The organism is Nocardiopsis sp. iso_238, from assembly GCF_056173325.1.
The window spans coordinates 1,998,550-2,016,313 of the sequence record NZ_CM149668.1 but is presented as its reverse complement, the minus strand read 5'-3'; the positions used below and the strand labels follow the sequence as shown (position 1 = coordinate 2,016,313).

Annotated in this window: 19 protein-coding genes; 7 read left to right on the top strand and 12 right to left on the bottom strand. The window is 70.2% G+C overall.

All coding sequences use genetic code 11. The annotated features are described in order from the left end of the window. Positions 1 to 256 precede the first annotated feature (256 nt). Both AC0VYL_RS08990 and AC0VYL_RS08985 read left to right on the top strand, forming a co-directional pair. On the top strand, positions 257 to 1,303 hold the full coding sequence (locus AC0VYL_RS08990; protein ID WP_475461161.1) for a C40 family peptidase: 1,047 nt from the start codon (positions 257 to 259) through the stop codon (positions 1,301 to 1,303). 106 nt (positions 1,304 to 1,409) lie between these two features. Beyond that, the gene (locus AC0VYL_RS08985; protein ID WP_475482858.1) at positions 1,410 to 2,558 is read left to right on the top strand and encodes a glycosyltransferase family 4 protein; all 1,149 of its coding nucleotides are present in this window, start codon (positions 1,410 to 1,412) and stop codon (positions 2,556 to 2,558) included. Between the two features lie 31 nt (positions 2,559 to 2,589). Here the strand turns inward: AC0VYL_RS08985 and AC0VYL_RS08980 are convergent, their stop codons facing one another. From AC0VYL_RS08980 to ctaC, 4 genes are all read right to left on the bottom strand, one after another. Further along, positions 2,590 to 3,897: a L,D-transpeptidase gene (locus AC0VYL_RS08980; RefSeq protein ID WP_475482857.1), complete on the bottom strand. Its 1,308-nt coding sequence runs from the start codon at positions 3,895 to 3,897 to the stop codon at positions 2,590 to 2,592. Between the two features lie 249 nt (positions 3,898 to 4,146). Continuing rightward, on the bottom strand, positions 4,147 to 4,572 hold the full coding sequence (locus AC0VYL_RS08975) for a cytochrome c oxidase subunit 4 (RefSeq protein WP_357768088.1): 426 nt from the start codon (positions 4,570 to 4,572) through the stop codon (positions 4,147 to 4,149). Positions 4,573 to 4,584: 12 nt separating this feature from the next. Further along, positions 4,585 to 6,258 carry an aa3-type cytochrome oxidase subunit I gene (gene ctaD / locus AC0VYL_RS08970; protein WP_475461152.1) on the bottom strand — a complete coding sequence of 558 codons (1,674 nt, stop codon included), beginning with the start codon at positions 6,256 to 6,258 and terminating at the stop codon, positions 4,585 to 4,587. Further along, complete coding sequence (gene ctaC, locus AC0VYL_RS08965; protein WP_475461149.1) at positions 6,259 to 7,239, bottom strand: aa3-type cytochrome oxidase subunit II; 981 nt, start codon at positions 7,237 to 7,239, stop codon at positions 6,259 to 6,261. 403 nt (positions 7,240 to 7,642) lie between these two features. On the opposite strand from ctaC, the gene AC0VYL_RS08960 reads away from it, so the two are divergent. Beyond that, complete coding sequence (locus tag AC0VYL_RS08960; protein ID WP_475461146.1) at positions 7,643 to 7,900, top strand: sulfurtransferase TusA family protein; 258 nt, start codon at positions 7,643 to 7,645, stop codon at positions 7,898 to 7,900. Between the two features lie 238 nt (positions 7,901 to 8,138). Here the strand turns inward: AC0VYL_RS08960 and rpsD are convergent, their stop codons facing one another. The 7 genes from rpsD to AC0VYL_RS08925 form a co-directional block, all read right to left on the bottom strand. After that, entirely contained in the window at positions 8,139 to 8,750 is a 612-nt protein-coding gene (gene rpsD / locus AC0VYL_RS08955) for a 30S ribosomal protein S4 (protein WP_017546511.1), read from the bottom strand. A 286-nt stretch (positions 8,751 to 9,036) separates the two neighbouring features. Then, a complete protein-coding gene (locus AC0VYL_RS08950) occupies positions 9,037 to 10,008 on the bottom strand; it encodes a carbohydrate kinase family protein (RefSeq protein WP_475461142.1) in 972 nt (323 codons plus the stop codon). A gap of 190 nt (positions 10,009 to 10,198) precedes the next feature. After that, positions 10,199 to 10,549 (bottom strand): HesB/IscA family protein, encoded by a 351-nt coding sequence (locus AC0VYL_RS08945; protein WP_378742598.1) that lies wholly within the window; start codon positions 10,547 to 10,549, stop codon positions 10,199 to 10,201. Positions 10,550 to 10,810: 261 nt separating this feature from the next. Then, positions 10,811 to 11,431, bottom strand: a complete 621-nt coding sequence (pspAB, locus tag AC0VYL_RS08940; RefSeq protein ID WP_475482856.1) for a PspA-associated protein PspAB — start codon at positions 11,429 to 11,431, stop codon at positions 10,811 to 10,813. A gap of 29 nt (positions 11,432 to 11,460) precedes the next feature. Then, the gene (gene htpX, locus AC0VYL_RS08935; RefSeq protein WP_475461138.1) at positions 11,461 to 12,387 is read right to left on the bottom strand and encodes a zinc metalloprotease HtpX; all 927 of its coding nucleotides are present in this window, start codon (positions 12,385 to 12,387) and stop codon (positions 11,461 to 11,463) included. A gap of 183 nt (positions 12,388 to 12,570) precedes the next feature. After that, positions 12,571 to 12,849: a PspA-associated protein PspAA gene (gene pspAA, locus AC0VYL_RS08930; protein WP_475461135.1), complete on the bottom strand. Its 279-nt coding sequence runs from the start codon at positions 12,847 to 12,849 to the stop codon at positions 12,571 to 12,573. Further along, positions 12,846 to 13,616, bottom strand: a complete 771-nt coding sequence (locus AC0VYL_RS08925) for a PspA/IM30 family protein (RefSeq protein WP_378742606.1) — start codon at positions 13,614 to 13,616, stop codon at positions 12,846 to 12,848. The genes pspAA and AC0VYL_RS08925 overlap by 4 nt, the downstream gene beginning before the upstream one ends. Before the next feature lie 96 nt (positions 13,617 to 13,712). Between AC0VYL_RS08925 and AC0VYL_RS08920 the strand changes: the two genes are divergently transcribed. Continuing rightward, complete coding sequence (locus AC0VYL_RS08920) at positions 13,713 to 14,375, top strand: DUF3043 domain-containing protein (protein ID WP_475461132.1); 663 nt, start codon at positions 13,713 to 13,715, stop codon at positions 14,373 to 14,375. Between the two features lie 123 nt (positions 14,376 to 14,498). Then, positions 14,499 to 15,503: an aldo/keto reductase family protein gene (locus tag AC0VYL_RS08915; protein ID WP_475461129.1), complete on the top strand. Its 1,005-nt coding sequence runs from the start codon at positions 14,499 to 14,501 to the stop codon at positions 15,501 to 15,503. 64 nt (positions 15,504 to 15,567) lie between these two features. On the opposite strand, the gene AC0VYL_RS08910 is transcribed toward AC0VYL_RS08915, so the two are convergent. After that, positions 15,568 to 15,771 carry a hypothetical protein gene (locus AC0VYL_RS08910; RefSeq protein WP_475461126.1) on the bottom strand — a complete coding sequence of 68 codons (204 nt, stop codon included), beginning with the start codon at positions 15,769 to 15,771 and terminating at the stop codon, positions 15,568 to 15,570. Positions 15,772 to 15,977: 206 nt separating this feature from the next. Between AC0VYL_RS08910 and AC0VYL_RS08905 the strand changes: the two genes are divergently transcribed. Further along, positions 15,978 to 16,967 (top strand): bifunctional adenosylcobinamide kinase/adenosylcobinamide-phosphate guanylyltransferase, encoded by a 990-nt coding sequence (locus AC0VYL_RS08905; protein WP_475483491.1) that lies wholly within the window; start codon positions 15,978 to 15,980, stop codon positions 16,965 to 16,967. Beyond that, positions 16,964 to 17,746 carry an adenosylcobinamide-GDP ribazoletransferase gene (locus AC0VYL_RS08900; RefSeq protein ID WP_475482855.1) on the top strand — a complete coding sequence of 261 codons (783 nt, stop codon included), beginning with the start codon at positions 16,964 to 16,966 and terminating at the stop codon, positions 17,744 to 17,746. The genes AC0VYL_RS08905 and AC0VYL_RS08900 overlap by 4 nt, the downstream gene beginning before the upstream one ends. Positions 17,747 to 17,764: the final 18 nt, after the last annotated feature.

Genomic DNA, 17,764 nt, shown 5'->3' with positions numbered 1-17,764 from the left:
CAGGAACCCTGATTTCGGACACTCCTCGTCTTCCAGCGGAATGTCACGAAACAGTTGAGAGCCCCCCGAGCGATGCACTAGTGTTCGACGCCGAGCGCGGTTGCTCCTCATTCACCACCCCCCCGGTGGTGACAGCCGCGCCCGGGTCGGGCACACCCCCACACCGTTTCGGCCACCCTCTCTGGCCCGAGGTTCCCCACCCGGTGCAGTCCCTTGTTCCCCGTATCGCCTGGGACAAGGGGAGAAAGGTGTTTCAGTGTCTGCATCCCGTGGCGAACGCCAACGTCGAACCGCGGTCATCGCCTCCCTCGCCGTCGGTGCCTTCCTCCTCCCCGCCGCCGTGGCCCACGCCGAGCCCACGTCCGAGGACGTCCAGGAGGAGATCGAACGCCTCGAAGAGGAGTTCATCGAGCTCAACGCGACCTTCAACGAGGCCAAGGAGACCCACGAGGCGGCCGAGGAGAAGCTCGACGGCATCCTCTCCGACATCGAGACCGCCGAGAAGAAGGTCGACTCGCTCAGCGGCGGCGTACGCGCCCTGGCCAACACCACCTACACGGGCGTGGACCTGACCTCTCCCGCCCAGCTGATCGGGGCCACCGGCCCCGAGGAGGCCCTGGAGCACCAGGCCGACCTCACCTACCTGTCCGAGCAGCACCAGGAGAGCCTCGCCCAGTACCTGGAGGAGCTCGAACACCTGGAGGGCCTGCGCGGCGAGGCCGAGTCCACCGAGGAGGCCGCGGCCGACGCCCTGGACGAGGCCGAGGAGGCCACGGAGGCGGCGGAGGAGGCGATCAGCGAGCAGGAGGAGATCCTGTCCGAGCTGACCGCCGAGGAACAGGCCGCCGCCACCGAGAACGTCAGCACCGAGACCGGCGGCGGTGGCGGTGGAGGCGGCAGCAGCAGCGGAGGGGGCGGCGGCGCCGACTACACCGGCCCGGCCACCGGCAACGCCCAGACCGTGCTGAGCTTCGCCTACCAGCAGGTCGGCAAGCCCTACGTCTGGGGCGGCACCGGACCCAACGGGTACGACTGCTCCGGCCTGACCCAGGCCGCCTGGGCCCAGGCGGGCGTGAACCTGCCGCGCACCACCTACGACCAGATCAACGCCGGTCAGCGCGTCTCCTGGGAGAACATGCAGCCCGGTGACCTGATCTTCTTCTACGGCCCCAACCCGAGCCACGTGGGTCTGTACGCGGGCGACGGCGTGATGGTGCACGCCTCCACGTCCGCCCGCCCCATCGGTACGGTGCAGCTGAGCGACTACTACCGGTCCAACTTCGTCGCGGCGGTCCGGCCCTAGGACACGCCACCGCGCACCCGCGGCCGGACGACCGGCGGAGGGCCCCTGGGAAACCACCCCGTTTCCCGGGGGCCCTTCCCGTGTCCGGGCGCCTAGACTCGCTCAGGTGTCGCGAACCCTGATCATCACCAACGACTTCCCTCCGCGCCCGGGCGGGATCGAGTCCTTCGTGCACGAGCTGGCCCGGCGCCGCCCCCCGGGGTCGGTGCTGGTCTACTGCTCCTCCCCCGCCGCCGAGGACCTGCGCGCCGACCCGTACTTCGACCTGCACCAGCCGTTCCCCGTCGTGCGCGACTCGGCCTCGGTACTGCTCCCCACGCCGGGGGTGGCCCGGCGGTCCCGGGTCATCGCGGAGATGGAGGAGTGCGACTCCGTGCTCTACGGGGCCGCCGCCCCCCTGGGCCTGCTCGCCGCCGGGCTGCGCTCCCGGGTGCGGCGCCAGGTGGCGCTCACCCACGGACACGAGACCGGCTGGACCGTGGTCCCCGGAGCGAGTTCGGCGCTGCGGCGGATCGGTGACGGCGTCGACACCGTCACCTACCTGGGCGAGTACACCCGGAGGCGGCTGGCCCGCTCGCTCTCCCCCGCCGCCACCGCCCGGATGCGGCGTCTGGCCCCCGGGGTCGACACCGAGCGCTTCCGTCCCGGCTACGGCGGCGAGGAGGTCCGCCGGGAGCTGGGCCTGGGTTCGCGCCCGGTGGTCGTGTGCGTGTCCCGGATGGTGCCGCGCAAGGGGCAGGACACCCTGCTGCGGGCCTGGCCCCGCGTGCTGGCCGACGTGCCCGACGCGGTCCTGCTGTTCGTCGGGGACGGCCCCCTCGCGCCCCGGCTGCGCTCGGCGGCCAGCGGCACGGACTCGGTGCGCTTCACCGGTCCCGTCCCCGCCGACCGGCTCCCCGCCCACTACGACGCCGGCGACGTCTTCGCCATGCCCTGCCGCACCCGCCGGGGCGGTCTGGACGTGGAGGGCCTGGGCATGGTCTACCTGGAGGCGTCCGCCACCGGACTGCCGGTGGTCGCCGGGGCCTCCGGCGGCGCCCCGGACGCGGTCCTGGAGGGCGAGACGGGGCACGTGGTCGACGGGTCGGTGCCCGGACCGACCGCCCGGGCCCTCATCCGGCTCCTGAGGGACCCCGACCGCGCCGCCCAGATGGGCGCACGCGGCCGGGAGTGGGTGGCCGCCGAGTGGTCCTGGGACCGCACCCTCGAACGCCTGGACGGCCTTCTCAGCGGCGCGGAGCCGGTCCGGGACTGACCGGACGCCCTCCGCGCCGACGCCCTGCCTCCTAGAGGCCCTCGCCGTGGACGGACCCGGGGGTGCCGGAGCCGTCCGTGCTCTGGGGCTCACCGGTGACGCTGTGGGACAGCCACTCCTCCCAAGAGCGCTGGTAGAAGCCCCACCCGTTGTCCCACTCCAGGTCGCGGTCGGTGCCGGTGGTCTCCAGGATGTCGCCCATGAGCGTCTGGTTGTGGTACCAGCGGGCGTCCTCCACGGACATGTTCGTGCAGCCGTTGGAGGTGTTGGCGCCGCCGAGGTTCCCCGCGTTCCAGGGGGCGGCGTGGGTGAACTCGCCGCTGTTGGAGGTGCGGACCGCCCAGTCCACGTCCAGCCGGTAGTAGCCGGGCGATCCCTCCGGGATGCCCACGGTCGCGGAGTCCATGACCAGCGACTGGTACTTCTCCATGGTCAGGTGGGTCCCGGAGGTCGTGGTGTTGAAGCGCTCGTCGGCGGACCCGTTGCTGACCGGGATGGTGCGGACGGTCTCGCCGTCGATCGACACGCTCATCTCGTGGTCGGGGACGTGCATCGTGGAGACCAGCTCGCGCCCCACCTCGAACTCGATGCGGTGGTTCTCCACGCCGTAGACCCCCTCGGAGGACTCCACCCCCGCGAGTCTGAGGTCCACGGTGACCTGCTGGTAGGGGTCCCAGTACTCCTTGGGCCGGAAGACCGCCATCTCGTCGGTGACCCAGTTCCAGGCGCCCTCGGTCTCCTCCTCGGCCGTGACCTGGATGGAGTTCTCCACCTGCGCCTTGTTGGTGACGGGCACGTCGAAGTTGACGATGACGGGCATGCCCACCCCGACCACGTCACCGCTGCTCGGGAAGTTGGAGGCGAGTTCGAGGCGGTGACCGGGCTCCGACTCCAGGGTGGTGAACTCCGAGACCACCTCGGACTCCTCCCCCTCCTCGTCGGCGGCGGTCACCACGACACTGACGGAGGCCCCGGGACGCAGGTTCCAGTCACTGACCCAGGCGTCCCCGGCCTCGTTGAGCGTGCCCGTGACGGGGAAGGGGTCCTCGGCCTCCTGGCCCTGTCCGCCCTCCTCGGCGGTGTCCCCGTCCTCGGTGCTCTGCTCGATCCGCACGTCGGTGATGGCGCCGTCCACGGCCTCGACCCGGACCGGGGTGTTCGGCGGGACCCCGGTGGCGCCCGGCGCGGGGGTGATCGCCACCTCCGGCCCCCGCTCGACCTCCTCGGGGGCCGAGGTGCCCCCGGGACCGTCCCCTCCCCCGGAGGTGCACGCCGACGCGAGGATCACGAGGACTGCCGCCGCCGCGGCCGTTCGGGAAGGGGCGGTTCGTCGCTTCACGCCAAGGACCTCCAGCGTCCGTACGGGGCCCGGACGCGAGCGGAGCGAGCGCACCGGCGCGACGCCGACAGGGCCTGGATGCGTCGTGACCTGCGGAGCAGTCGTCACGTGGGGGCCACCGAAAAAGAGTACCCCGGTGCCCGGAGGTCGTCTGGGACGACCGGTCCGGCCACCGGGGCGGTGACACGCACATCCTACCCCGCGTAGTGGTCATCTCTCGAAGAGTGACGACCCTGCGGGGTGCGCACGTCAGTGCTGGAACTCCTTGCGGTAGTACTCGAAGACCCAGCCCAGCGAGGTGAGGATGACGGCGAAGAAGCCGATGAACACCATCCACCAGCCGATCGCCACGCCGACCGCCGTGAAGGCGACGGCCATCGCGACGAACATCGGCCACCAGCTGTGCGGGCTGAAGAACCCGTACTCGCCGGCGTTCTCGGCGATCTCGCCGTCGAGCCGCTCCTCGGCCGGGAGGCCGTGGTGGTGCTCGCTGTGGCGGGCCGACTGCCAGAGCCAGAAGCCGATCATCCAGCCGAAGCCGATGGAGACCACGAGGGCGGTGGTACCCGCCCACTCGATCTCACCGGTCTCCAGGAGGGACCAGTAGATGTACAGCGCGGCGGCCAGACCGAAGAAGGTCGAGATACCCATGAACAGGTAGGCCTGCATCTTCATGTGCTCTACCCCCTACTTCTTCTCGGCACCGGCGGCGACGGCACCGGGTGCGGCCGCGTGCGGGTGGTTGAGGTCGAAGGCCGGACGCTCGGACCGGATGCGGGGCAGCGACGTGAAGTTGTGTCGCGGCGGCGGGCACGAGGTGGCCCACTCCAGCGAGCAGCCGTAGCCCCACGGGTCGTCCACGGTGACCAGCGGCGCCTTCTTCGCGGTGACGTAGATGTTCCAGAAGAAGATCAGCGTCGAGGCGGCCAGCACGAACGACGAGATCGAGGAGATCTGGTTCAGCTCGGTGAAGCCGTCCGTGGCCAGGTAGTCCGCGTAACGACGCGGGAAGCCCATCGCGCCCAGCCAGTGCTGCACCAGGAACGTGCCGTGGAAGCCCAGGAAGAGCAGCCAGAAGTGGAACTTGCCCAGCTTCTCGTTGAGCATCCGCCCGGTGAACTTGGGCCACCAGAAGTAGAAGCCCGCGAACATCGCGAACACCACGGTGCCGAACACCACGTAGTGGAAGTGCGCCACCACGAAGTAGGAGTCGGTGACGTGGAAGTCGATCGGCGGCGAGGCCAGCAGCACACCGGTCAGACCACCGAAGAGGAAGGTGACCAGGAAGCCGATCGTGAACAGCATCGGCGTCTCGAAGGTGAGCTGCCCGCGCCACATCGTCCCGATCCAGTTGAAGAACTTCACACCGGTCGGAACCGCGATGAGGAACGTCATGAACGAGAAGAAGGGCAGGAGCACGGCGCCGGTCGGGAACATGTGGTGGGCCCACACGGTCACGGACAGGCCGGCGATGGCGATGGTCGCCGCCACCAGGCTCTTGTAGCCGAAGATCGGCTTGCGGCTGAAGACCGGGAGGATCTCCGTCGCGATGCCGAAGAACGGCAGCGCGATGATGTACACCTCGGGGTGGCCGAAGAACCAGAACAGGTGCTGCCACAGGATGGCGCCACCGTGCTCGGCGTTGAAGACCTGCGTACCGACCATGCGGTCGGCGCCCAGGGCGATCAGCGCGGCGGTCAGGACCGGGAACGCGATGAGCACCAGGACGCTGGTGAGCAGGGTGTTCCAGGTGAAGATCGGCATGCGGAACATCGTCATACCGGGCGCGCGCATGCACAGGCCGGTGGTGATGAAGTTGACCGCACCGAGGATCGTGCCCAGACCGGAGACGGCCAGACCCAGGATCCACAGGTCACCGCCGAGGCCCGGCGAGCGGACCGCGTCGGAGAGCGGGGTGTAGGCGAACCAGCCGAAGCTGGCCGCGCCGCCCGGGGTCAGGAAGCCGCTGATCGCGATGAGGCTGCCGAAGAGGAACAGGTAGTAGCCGAACAGGTTGATCCTGGGGAAGGCCACATCGGGGGCGCCGATCTGCAACGGCATGAGGATGTTCGAGAACCCGACGAACAGCGGGGTCGCGAACATCAGCAGCATGATCGTGCCGTGCATCGTGAAGAGCTGGTTGAACTGCTCGTTGGACATGTACTGCATGCCCGGGGTGAACAGCTCCAGGCGCATCAGGAGCGCCAGCACTCCTCCGAAGAGGAAGAACGCGAAGGAGGTGATCAGGTACATGTACCCGATGACCTTGTGGTCGGTCGACGTCAGCCAGTTGACGATGATCGACCCTTTGCGTGACGGTGCCTGACCGTCAGTGCGGGGTTCGGTTGCCGTCGTGGTCATTTACTCGTCATTCTCCTCGGACTCGGTCGCCTCGGCGCCCGTGCCCTCAGCGTCGGTGCCGTCGGCACCCGTGCCCTCGGCGTCGTCGGTCGCGGCGCCCTCGGACTCGGCGGCTTCGGCGGCTTCCAGAGCAGCGGCCTCGTCGGCCTCCGCGGCCTCCGCGGCCTTGGTCTCCTGCTCGGCGGCCCAGGCGTCGTACTCGTCCTGCGGGAGGACCTCGACGTTGAAGAGCATGCGGGTGTGGTCCACACCGCACAGCTCGGCGCAACGCCCGACGTACTCGCCCTCGGAACCTTCATTGAGGTTGACCTGGAAGGAGTTGTCACGGCCCGGGACGACGTCCATCTTGAACCCGAAGGACGGGATCCAGAAGGAGTGGATGACGTCGGGAGAGTGGAGGTCGAAGTGGACGACCGCGCCCTCGGGGAGGACCAGGGTCGTCTGGGTGTCACGGTTGGCGGTGCCGTCCGGGTTGGGGATACCAACCTCGGAGAAGAGCACGTCGCCACCGTTCTCCTTGGTGTCGTCCATGTAGTTGAACTGCCAGGCCCATTGGAAGGCCACGACCTCTACGTGGACGTCGGCGGGCTCTTCGGTGTCGAGCAGGTAGGCCTGGTCTCGCGCGGTGAAGAAGAAGAGCACCGAGATGACGACGATCGGCAGAACGGTGTACAGCGCTTCGATGGGCATGTTGTACCGCACCTGCGGCGGCAACTGCTCAGAGCGCTTGCGGTGGAAGAGGATTGTCCAGATGAACAGTCCCCACACAAGGACGCCGACCGCGAACGCCGCCACCCACGAGCCCTGCCAGAGCGAGAGAACACGCTCGGCCTGCTCGGTGATCGGCTCCGGCATGCCCAAACGAGTGAGATCGTTCGACGCGCAGCCGGTCGCGGCCAGCCCCAGCACGGCGAGCGCGGCGCCGCGTGGTGCCCATCGGCGCAGAGTTGAGCGCCGATTTTTTTGGCGGGTCGGACTCACGGATTGCCTTCCCAGCGGTGAAGCCCGTGGATTCTCCACGGGCGGCCTAAGTATCCAAAGCTTGTCAGGGGGAAACATTATCGCGAACCGCCCAGCGTGCCGTTCATGGGCTTGCCTGGTCAGCGTGTTGCCAGACGCGCCCTCTCGAAACGTTCGGCGGCCCCACGGAGCCGGGCCAGGTCGCCCCCGAGGGAGGTCCTCCCGGCTGGCTACGAGGCGCGGCCCGGCGATCCCCCGGGCCCTCGTTCGCTCACGTGCGCATCTCCGTTCGGGGCGGTGGTGCGCGCGATCGCGGGACGAGGCCAAGGCGAGCGTATCGCTGGGTTTACGACACCCTTAACCGGGTGCGCCTTTTGGCGCGCGCCGGGTCAAGATTGGGCCACAGGACGACAACCGAATGGGGGTGGACGTGCCCGAGCGACCGACTGCTCAGCAGCCTCTGGTCACCGTGGAGGCGGTGGGGCTCAAGTGCCCGATCCCGATCATCATGCTGGCCGCCCGACTGCACGAAGTGCCTATCGGGGCGGTCATCGCGGTCACCGCGGACGATCCCGCGGCGAGCGCGGACATACCGTCCTGGTGTCGGATGAAGATGCACGAGTTCGTCGTCGAGCGGCCGCTGGCGCGGGGTAGCGCTTTTCACATCCGGCGGATGTACTGACCCCGACGACGCGACCGGAACACCGGACCGGACTTTCGGTCCCGTTGCGATAACGATTCACGCCGCCCGGTTTCCGGGGGCGGCGTGAGTACCCGATCCCCCTCCCTCTGCCCCCCGACGGGGGCCGGAGGAGGGAGGTACCGGACAAGGCGAAGGCCGCGCGGACACGGGGTCCACGCGGCCTCTCCCACACTGCGGTTCCGCCCCCGAGGAGGGGAACCGCGACCGCGGGAACCGTCTAGCGAGCGTAGTACTCGACGACGAGCTGCTCGTCGAAGGGCACGGGGATCTGCTCACGCTTGGGGCGGTCGACGACCGCGATGCGCAGGTCCTTGTGGCTCACGGCGAGGTAACCGGCGATCTTGTCGTCGGCGTGGATGCCCTCGGCGGCCTCGACGAACGGGACCATCGAGCGGGACTTCTCCCGAACGCTGATGATCTGGCCCGGCTTGACCTGGTACGACGGGATGTCGACCTTCTTGCCGTCCACGGTGATGTGACCGTGGTTGATGAACTGACGCGCGGCGTAGATCGAGGCGGCCAGACCGGCGCGCAGCACGACCGTGGCCAGACGCAGCTCGAGCTCGCCGAGCATCTCCTCACCGGTACGGCCGGGACGCTTCTTGGCGTTCTCGTAGATCCTGACCAGCTGCTTCTCGGTCAGGTCGTAGTACCAGCGCACCTTCTGCTTCTCCGCCATCCGAACGGCGTAGTCGCTGCTGTTGCGTCGGACGCGACGACCGTGCTCGCCGGGCGGGTACGGACGCTTCTCGAAGTAGCTGACCGCCTTACGGGTCAGCGGGGTGCCGGCGCGCCGGGACAACCGCACCTTCGGTCCGGTGTAGCGCATGCGAAGTCCTTTCAGGGTGAATCAGGGAATCCCAGGTAAGGCTGGCCTAGATCTGGGAGGCGCTCAGGGCGCCCGAGCCCCGGTGTCCCGCGGTGCGGGTCGGAAGCGGGTTCCCCACCGCCGCGCGTGACCCGGCGCGAGCGGTTCGGGCGAATGACCCGGCACGCGTTTCAACGCACCGGGCGGGCACGGGGAGTCCCCGTGCGGGTCACAGCCATCCACTTTACGGGCTCCGGGGTACCACCCCGACCAGAGTGCGTGCTTTTCCGGCCGGGGAGGACCCGGGTCACACGAAGGGGCGGACCTCGTCGGCGGCCTCGGCGCCGTAGGAGCGCTCCAGACGCTCTAGCAGTGAGGCGCCGGTCAGCGTGTACTCCTGGGGGCCGTCGGCCTCCAGGCAGTGCACGGCGGTGGCGTTGCCGACCTGGGCCGCGCGCTCCAGGGACAGGCCCCAGGAGTGGGCGGACAGGAAACCGGCGCGGAAGGCGTCGCCCATGCCGGTGGGGTCGACGAGCTCGTCCACGGCCGCCGAGGGCACGTGGACGCTCGGCTCGCCCTCGCGGTCGATCCGGGCGCCCTTGGCCCCGAGGGTGGTCACGCGCGTGCCGACGAGGGACAGGATCTCGGCGTCGGACCACCCGGTCTTCTGCTCGGCCAGGGCCTTCTCGTACTCGTTGGTGAACAGGAAGGCGGCGCCCTCGATGAGGGTGCGCACCTCCGGGCCCTCCATACGGGCCAGCTGCTGCGAGGGGTCGGCGGCGAAGGGGATGGAGCGGGTCCGGCACTCCTCGCTGTGGCGGACCATCGCCGCCGGGTCGTCGGCGCCGATCAGGACGAGGTCGAGGCCGCCGACGCGGTCGGAGATCGGCTGGAGCTCGATGTTGCGGGCCTCGGCCATCGCGCCCGTGTAGAAGGAGGCGATCTGGTTCTGGTCCAGGTCCGTGGTGCAGACGAACCGGGCGGTGTGACGCAACTCGGAGATGTGCACCGCCGAGGTGTCGACGCCGTGGCGGTCGAGCCAGGAGCGGTACTCCTCGAAGTCGGCGCCGGCGGCACCGACCAGGACCGGGCTCAGACCGAACCCGCCCATGCCGAAACAGATGTTGGCCGCGACGCCGCCGCGGCGAACGTCCAGCTCGTCGATGAGGAAGGAGAGGGACAACTGCTGGATCTGCTCAGGGATGATCTGCTCTGCGAACCGACCCTGGAAGGTCATCAGGTGGTCGGTGGCGATGGATCCGGCAACCGCGATACGCACGGGACGTGGGCTCCTTGCTGGCGAGGTGGATCGCTCGTGGACGATCCGGCGAGCTGTTCAGGGCATGCCGGGGACGTGCCCGTCGGGACCAGCCAAGGGTACCCAGAGGGGGAGGGCGAACGCTCGTCCGCGTCCGCCCTCCCCCTGTGGTTCCGAGAACCTGAGCGCTCCCTCGGGGAGCCGGGGACTCCTAGTTGAAGGAGTCACCGCAGGCGCAGGAGCCGGTCGCGTTGGGGTTGTCGATGGTGAACCCCTGCTTCTCGATGGTGTCCACGAAGTCGATGGTGGCGCCGATGAGGTAGGCGGCGCTGCGGCGGTCGGTGACGACCTCGACACCGTCGAAGTCGGCGATGACGTCGCCGTCGAGGTCGCGCTCGTCGAAGTAGAGCTGGTAACGCAGCCCCGAGCAACCACCGGGCTGGACGCCCACGCGCAGGCGCAGGTCGTCCCGGCCCTCCTGGTCAAGGAGCGTCCGAACCTTGTCGGCCGCACCATCGGTGAGGATGACTCCCTGCGCGGTGGCCTCGCTCTGAACCGTCATGTTGTAAAGCTCCTCTGGAAAGGGGTTGCGGCCGTCTGGCGACCCCGGTCGCTTACCGGATCGGCCCGCGTCGGCGGGTCCAGTCCTCTTCAACGGGTCCCAACGTCGGAGGCCGGTGTGGCATTCCGTCGTGTGGCCGCTGTGTTCGCGCTGGCACCTCGGCCGCACGGTGCACGTGTGGCCTCGGTGACGCACGGGTGTGCTCGTACCTCCAAGGGTAATTTGTCCCGGCCCCGGATGCCATCTCCGGACGGCCCCGCCTCAGAGGCCCGGGGCGCCGTAGACCGGGAACCAGCGGGAACGGTCCTTCTCCATCGGCAGGTCGTCCCCCACGGCCGCCTCCACCTGGAGCTCCAGCGCGTTGTCGCGGCGCTGGCCGCCCTGGGGCGCGAACGGGTAGAAGGTGCCGCGCTTGTACAGGTAGACCAGGCCCACGGAACGGCCGCGGGAGTCGGTGAAACCGACCAGGGAGCAGAGCAGGGAGGGCCCGTACCCGTCGACCTCCAGGGTCGAGTTGACCGCGTGCAGGTCGGTGACCAGGCCGGTGATGTCGGTGTCCACGAGTTCACCGCCCGAGGGGTCGCCGCCGTCGTCGGCGGCCTCGGCCGCGCCCGGGCGCAGCACCAGCCAGGTGTAGCCGTAGTCGTCGGTGGTCTGTTCGACCGAGGGCCCCTCCCCCGCGTTGAGCAGCGCGGTAACGTCGCGTTCGACGTCCGCGAAGGCGGCGCCCTCGGCGGCGCGGAAGGCCACCGACCCCGAGCCCGTGGGGGTCAGGCCCACCCCGGCCCGCAAGGTGAGCGCGGCCGAGGGCAGGCCGAACAGCGCGTCGAGGTCGGGCTTGACCGGTTCGGAGCGGCCGAGCAGGGTGCGCCAGAAGCTCATGTGGTGGATCCCCTCGTGGGTGGTTGGGGTCAGGCTCCGCTACCGAGCTGGCGGGAGATGTCGGAGAGCTGGGCCAGGCGCTGCTCGACCGGCGGGTGGGTGGCGATGAGCTGGTTCATGCTGAAGCCCTTCTTCGCGAACGCCGGGGCGAAGAAGAACGCGTTGAACGGCTCCGCCTGGCGCAGGTCCCGGGTGGGGATGCGGGCCATGTCACCGGTGATCTTGGACAGGGCGCTGCCCAGCACGGACGGGCGGCCGGTCAGGTACGCGGCGGCGCGGTCCGCGGCGAGCTCACGGTACCGGGACAGGGCACGGGTGAGCAGGAAGCTCAGGACCCAGGCGACGGCGCTGACCAGGACGACCAGGAGCGCGACGACCGCCGGGGCGGGGCCGTTGTTGTTGCCGCCGCGCCCGCCCGCTCCGGCGAACATGGCGAAGCGCAGCCCGGCCTGGGTGAGGAACCCGGCGACGATGCCGAGGAAGCCGGCGATGGTCATCACCATCACGTCGCGGTGGGCGATGTGCGAGAGCTCGTGGGCGACGACCGCCTCCAGCTCGGGGCCGTCGAGGCGGCGCATGAGCCCGGTGGTCACGCAGATGACCGCGGACTTCTCGTTGTGCCCGGTCGCGAAGGCGTTGGGCACGTCGGTGTCGGCGATGCCCACCCGCGGCTTGGACATGTCGGCCATGGCGCACAGGCGGTCGACCATGGCGTGCAGGTCGGGCGCCTGCTGGGGGGAGACCTCCTTGGCGCCCATCGCGAACATGGCGATCTTGTCGGAGGAGAAGTAGGAGAACAGGGCGAACGCCGCGACCAGGACCAGGACCAGGAACACGTTGAGCCCGGCCAGGACCAGTCCCACGACGAAGGCGACGTAGACCAGGAACAGCAGGACCATGGTCATGACCATCCGGGCCGTCAGCCCCCGGTCCGGACGGAACTTCGAACCAGCCACGCCGACTCCCTCCCCCTACGGATGTGTCGGAGTGTAGTTCCGGCAGGTGAGAAACGGGTTAAAGCGGGACACCGCGTGTCCCCACGCCCGCATGACCCCGGACACACCCCGGCCGCCGTGACGGATCACGGCGGCCGGGGTGGAAGAGCGCGTACGCGAGGGCACCGAGTACGGGGACGAGCCCTAGCCCGGGATGAGCCCGTCGTCCTGGAGCATCTCCCGAACCTCGTCCATGCTGGCGTCGGCGGGCGGGAGGATGAACTGCGAGGGCTCCAGGGAGTCGGGCGGCAGCGGCTTGCTGTCCTGCCGGACCTTCTCCAGGAGGTCGTGCAGCGCCTTGCGGAACGTGGCCTCGTCACCCGACTCGATCGCGGCCTCCAGGGCGGCGTCGAAGTCGTTGAGCAGGTCCAGGTCTGCGTCGGTGAGGTCGACCTGCCCCTCACCCATGATGCGGACGATCACGAGCCCTCCCGGTTCCCGGCCCCGTTGCCACCCTCGATCTGCGGGGTGGCGCCGCCACCGCTGCCGCCGCCGAGTTCGAGCTTCATGCGCTCCAGCTCGGCCTCGACACCGGTCGTGCTCGCCATCTGGTCGAGCTCGTACTGGATGTCGTCCTTGGGGCCGGTGCCCGTGACGTCGTCCAGCGCGCCGGAGGCGAGGAGCTCGTCCACCGCGCCCGCACGGGCCTGCATCTCGGCGGTCTTGTCCTCCGCCCGCTGCACGGCCATGCCGACGTCGCCCATCTCCTCGGAGATACCGGAGAAGGCCTCGCTGATCTGCGTCTGTGCCTGGGCGGCGGTGTAGGTCGCCTTGATGGTCTCCTTGCGCGTGCGGAAGGCGTCGACCTTCGCCTGCAGGCGCTGGGCCGCCATCGTGAGCTTCTGCTCCTCGTTCTGGAGGTTGGCGTGCTGCTCGCGCAGCCCCTCCATCTGGCTGGTGAGGCCGGAGCGGCGGGTGAGGGCCTCGCGGGCGAGGTCCTCACGGCCCTGGGTGAGGGCGGCGCGGCTCTGGTTCTCCAGCTTGCCGGACTGCTGCTCCAGCTGCTGGATCTGGAGCTCGACCCGCTTGCGGGAGGTCGCGACGTCGGCGACGCCGCGACGGACCTTCTGGAGCAGTTCGAGCTGTTTCTGGTACGAGTAGTCGAGGGTTTCCCTGGGGTCCTCGACCGAGTCCAGGGCCTTGTTGGCCTTGGACTTGAAGATCATCGAAAGTCGCTGAAACACGCTCATTGGCGTGGCCGTCCCCTTCTCGGTGCGTACATCGGCTGTTCCCAGCGGGCGCTTTGCCCAACCCTACGCGGTCTGGCCCGCGGTCGCCATAAAGCTATGACCGGCTACCCTGAGGGTGTGTTCCGACGTCGCTCCGCTTCCGCAGCCCCGGATTCGACCACGGCCGAATCCGCCAGCCCTGAGGCCACTGAGGCCACCCAACCTAAGGGATATACCCCCAAGAAGGGTGTGCCCACCCCTAAGCGCAGGGAATCCGAAGGCACCCCGCGCCGACCGGTGAAGGCCCCTGAGACCCGTAAGGAGGCCTACCGCGCCTACCGGGACCGTCTCGAACGTCAACGCGGCACGACCGCCCGGCGTTCCGGCGCCCCCAAGGGAGACGAGAAGTACTTCCGGCAGCAGGACCTCGGCAAGGCCCGTGCCTACGCCCGGGACTTCATCGACTCGCGCCGCAGCGCGAGCGAGTTCTTCCTGCCGTTCTCGATCCTCATCATCGCCCTGTTGTTCGTCAACAGCCCGGTCTTCCAGGTGGGCGTCGCCTACGTGCTGTGGCCGCTGATGATGGTGACGATCATCGCCGAGGGCGTCATGATCGGCCGCACGGTCAAGCGCCGCGCCACCGAGTACTTCCCGGACGACCCGGCGGTCAGGGGCATCGGCATGTACGCCGCCATGCGCCAGCTCCAGTTCCGGCGCCTGCGTCTGCCCAAGCCCCGGCTGAAGGTCGGAGAAGACCCCACTCCGAGCGGCGTCCGCTGATCCACCGGCCGCCCCGGCATCCCCATCCCCGACGACGTGAGCGGGGCCGGTGACCGCACCGGCCCTTCACCTCCCTCCGTCCCCGTGGAGCTCGCCGGAAGCGCGCCAACTAGAGTGCTCGGCATGGAATTTCGGCATCTTGGCAACAGCGGTCTGATCATCAGCGAGATCGCGTACGGGAACTGGATCACCCACGGCTCCCAGGTCGAGGAGGACACCGCCGCCTCCTGCGTCCGTGCGGCGCTCGACGCGGGCGTCACCACCTTCGACACCGCGGACGCCTACGCCCAGGGCAGGGCCGAGGAGGTGCTGGGCCGCGCGCTCAAGGGACAGCGCCGTGACGGCCTGGAGATCTTCTCCAAGGTCTTCTGGCCGGTGGGCGAGGGCCGCAACGACCGGGGCCTGAACCGCAAGCACGTCATCCGCGGCTGCGAGGACTCCCTGCGCCGCCTGGGCACCGACTACCTGGACCTGTACCAGGCGCACCGGTACGACTACTCCACCCCGCTCGAAGAGACCATGCGGGCCTTCGAGGACCTGGTCCGCCAGGGCAAGGCCCTCTACATCGGTGTCTCCGAGTGGCGCGCCGACCAGATCGAGCGGGCGCTGAAGATCGCCGACGAGATGGGCTTCGACCGGATCGTCTCCAGCCAGCCGCAGTACAACATGATCTGGCGGGTCATCGAGTCCGAGGTCGTCCCGCTCTCCGAACGCGAGGGCATCGGCCAGCTGGTCTGGTCCCCCATCGCGGGCGGCGTCCTCACGGGCAAGTACAAGCCGGGCCAGGAGCTCCCGACCGGATCGCGGGCCAGTGACCCCAAGAGCGAGCGCTTCCTGGCGGACAAGGTCGCGGACCAGACGCTGCTGGAGCGGGTGCAGCTGCTGGAGCCGCTGGCGGCCGAGGCCGGGCTCACCCTGTCGCAGCTGTCCGTGGCCTGGGTCCTCCAGAACCCGAACGTCTCCGCCGCGATCATCGGCGCCTCCCGTCCCGAGCAGGTCGAGAGCAACGTGAAGGCGGCCGGGGTCAGGCTCGACGCCGCGCTGATGGCGCGGATCGACGATGTCCTGGGCGACAGCGTGGAGCGCGACCCGGAGCTCACCAAGAGCCCGGAGAACATCCGCGGCTAGCGGGATCCCCCGTCCCGGGTCGCGGGGGCCCGGCGGTCGTGCGGACCGCCGGGCCCCCGCGCGTTCACTCGGTTCCGAGGGGCATCGTGTAGAGCTCGCTGTCGTCCTCCAGCAGCGCGACGCTGACCACGCCGCCCTCCGCCAGCTCGGCCCAGTTCTCACCCAGCCAGCTCTCGGCGTCGCCACGCGACGTGAACGACTCGGCCGGCAGTTCCTCCGTCCCCGTCCGGTCACCGTCAGTCCCGATGTACCGCCACGTCCACGCCATCCTCGACCGCCCTTCGTCGCCGGTTCCACGGTGGGTGCACCGCGATCCTGCGCCGAGCTTAACCAAGGCTTGGTCCGCGATGCTGTTTACTCTTCTGGGTGCGTATCCGATTTCTGGGGACAGCGGGTCACACGGGCTGGCCAGCCCCACAGTGCACCTGCTCGTCCTGCAACAAGGCCCACGCGGAACGCCGCCTGCCGCTGCGGGTGACCGTCGACGACCGCTTCCGCCTGCGAGAGGCCGGAGCGGTCGGACCGGTCCCGCCCGGCTACACCGTGACGTCCACGCCGGACGGCGCGCTCGTGGAGAGCGCGGACGGCGGCCGACTGCTGTTCGCCCGCTCCGGTCCGGGGCCGCTGCCGGGGGGACCGCCCGCCGACGGTCGGCCCTCGGGGGCGTCCGCGTACTCGTCCGCGCCCGCCCAGCAGGTGGACATGGTGATCGTGGACGCCGCGCAGCGCCCGGAGGTCGTCGGAGAGCTGCGCCGGTCCGGGGTGATCGGGGTGACCACCGCCGTGGTGGCGGTCGGCGGCGACCACCGCATCCGGTCCCCCGAGGAGTTCGCCCGGCGGGCCCACCTGTGGGGCGCCCTGGTCCCGGGTGACGGCACCGTCATGTCGTGCCCGCCCGCGGTGTGGCCGGAGTCCCGGCCGCACGGGCCGTACCGCGCGCTGGTCACGGGCGGGGCCCGCTCCGGCAAGTCCACCGAGGCCGAACTGCGTCTGCTGACCGAGCCCCGGGTGGTCTACGCGGCCACCGGACCGGTCCCCGACGGCACCGATCCGGAGTGGGCGGAGCGGGTCGAACGGCACGCGCTGCGGCGCCCCTGGTGGTGGCGGACCGAGGAGACCACGGACCTCGCGGTGCTGCTGAGGCAGGCGCGGGGCGCGGTCCTGGTCGACTGCCTGGGCACCTGGCTCACCGGGGTGATGGGCGAGTGCGGGCTCTGGGAGGAGGACCCGCCCGAGGACGCCGAGGAGCGGTTGGAGACCGCCGTCCACGAACTGTTGGAGGCCTGGCGTTCGACCCGGGCCTACGTGGTGGCGGTCACCAACGAGGTGGGTTCGGGCGTGGTTCCGCCGACCCGCTCGGGCCGGATCTTCCGTGACCGGCTGGGGCTGCTGAACCAGTGGGTGGGCGCGGAGTCCGAGGTCGTGGTGCTGGTGACGGCCGGGCGCGTGGTGGAGCTCGGGTGAGCGCCGCCGACGCCGTGGCAGGGGCGCGGATGGCTGTGGGCACCTTCACGGTCTGGCCGGTGCGGGTGGAGCGGGTGGACCGCGCCGTGGCGGGGTGGGCGATGTGCTGGGCACCCGTGCTGGGCGGGCTGCTCGGCGGGGTCGCCGGGATCGTCGCGGTGGCCGGGGCGTGGTGGTGGTCCGCCCCGCTGGCGGCGCTGCTCGCGGTGGGGCTGGGGGCGCTGCTCACCCGTGGGCTGCACCTGGACGGGCTGGCCGACCTCGCCGACGGCCTGGGCAGCGGCCGCCCGGCGGAGGGCGCGCTGGAGGTGATGCGCCGCTCCGACATCGGACCGTTCGGGGTGCTCACCCTGCTGGTCGCGGTGGGAGCCCAGGTGCTGGCGCTGGCGGGGCTCGTCGAGGCCTCGCCCTGGGCCGCCGTGGCCGGGGCGGTGGTCGCGGGCGCGACCGGACGGCTGGCGGTGACCCTGGCGTGCACGGGGGTGCCATCGGCTCGCCCCGACGGGCTGGGCTCCTTCGTGGCGGGGACGGTGCGCCCGCTGGCGGCGGCGGTGTGCGCGGCCGGGGTGCTGGCCGCCTGCCTGCTCGGGCTGGCACACTCCCCCGGGTTCGCCGCCGCCTGCGCGGTGGCTGCGGTGGCGGGGCTGGCGGCGGCCGGGGCCCTGCTGTACCGGGCGGTGCGCAGGCTGGGCGGGGTGACCGGGGACGTCCTGGGTGCCCTGGTGGAGACGGCCGTGACGGTGGTCCTGCTGGTGACGGCGGCCGCCGCGCGCGGCTGAGCGCCCGCGGTCGGCCGC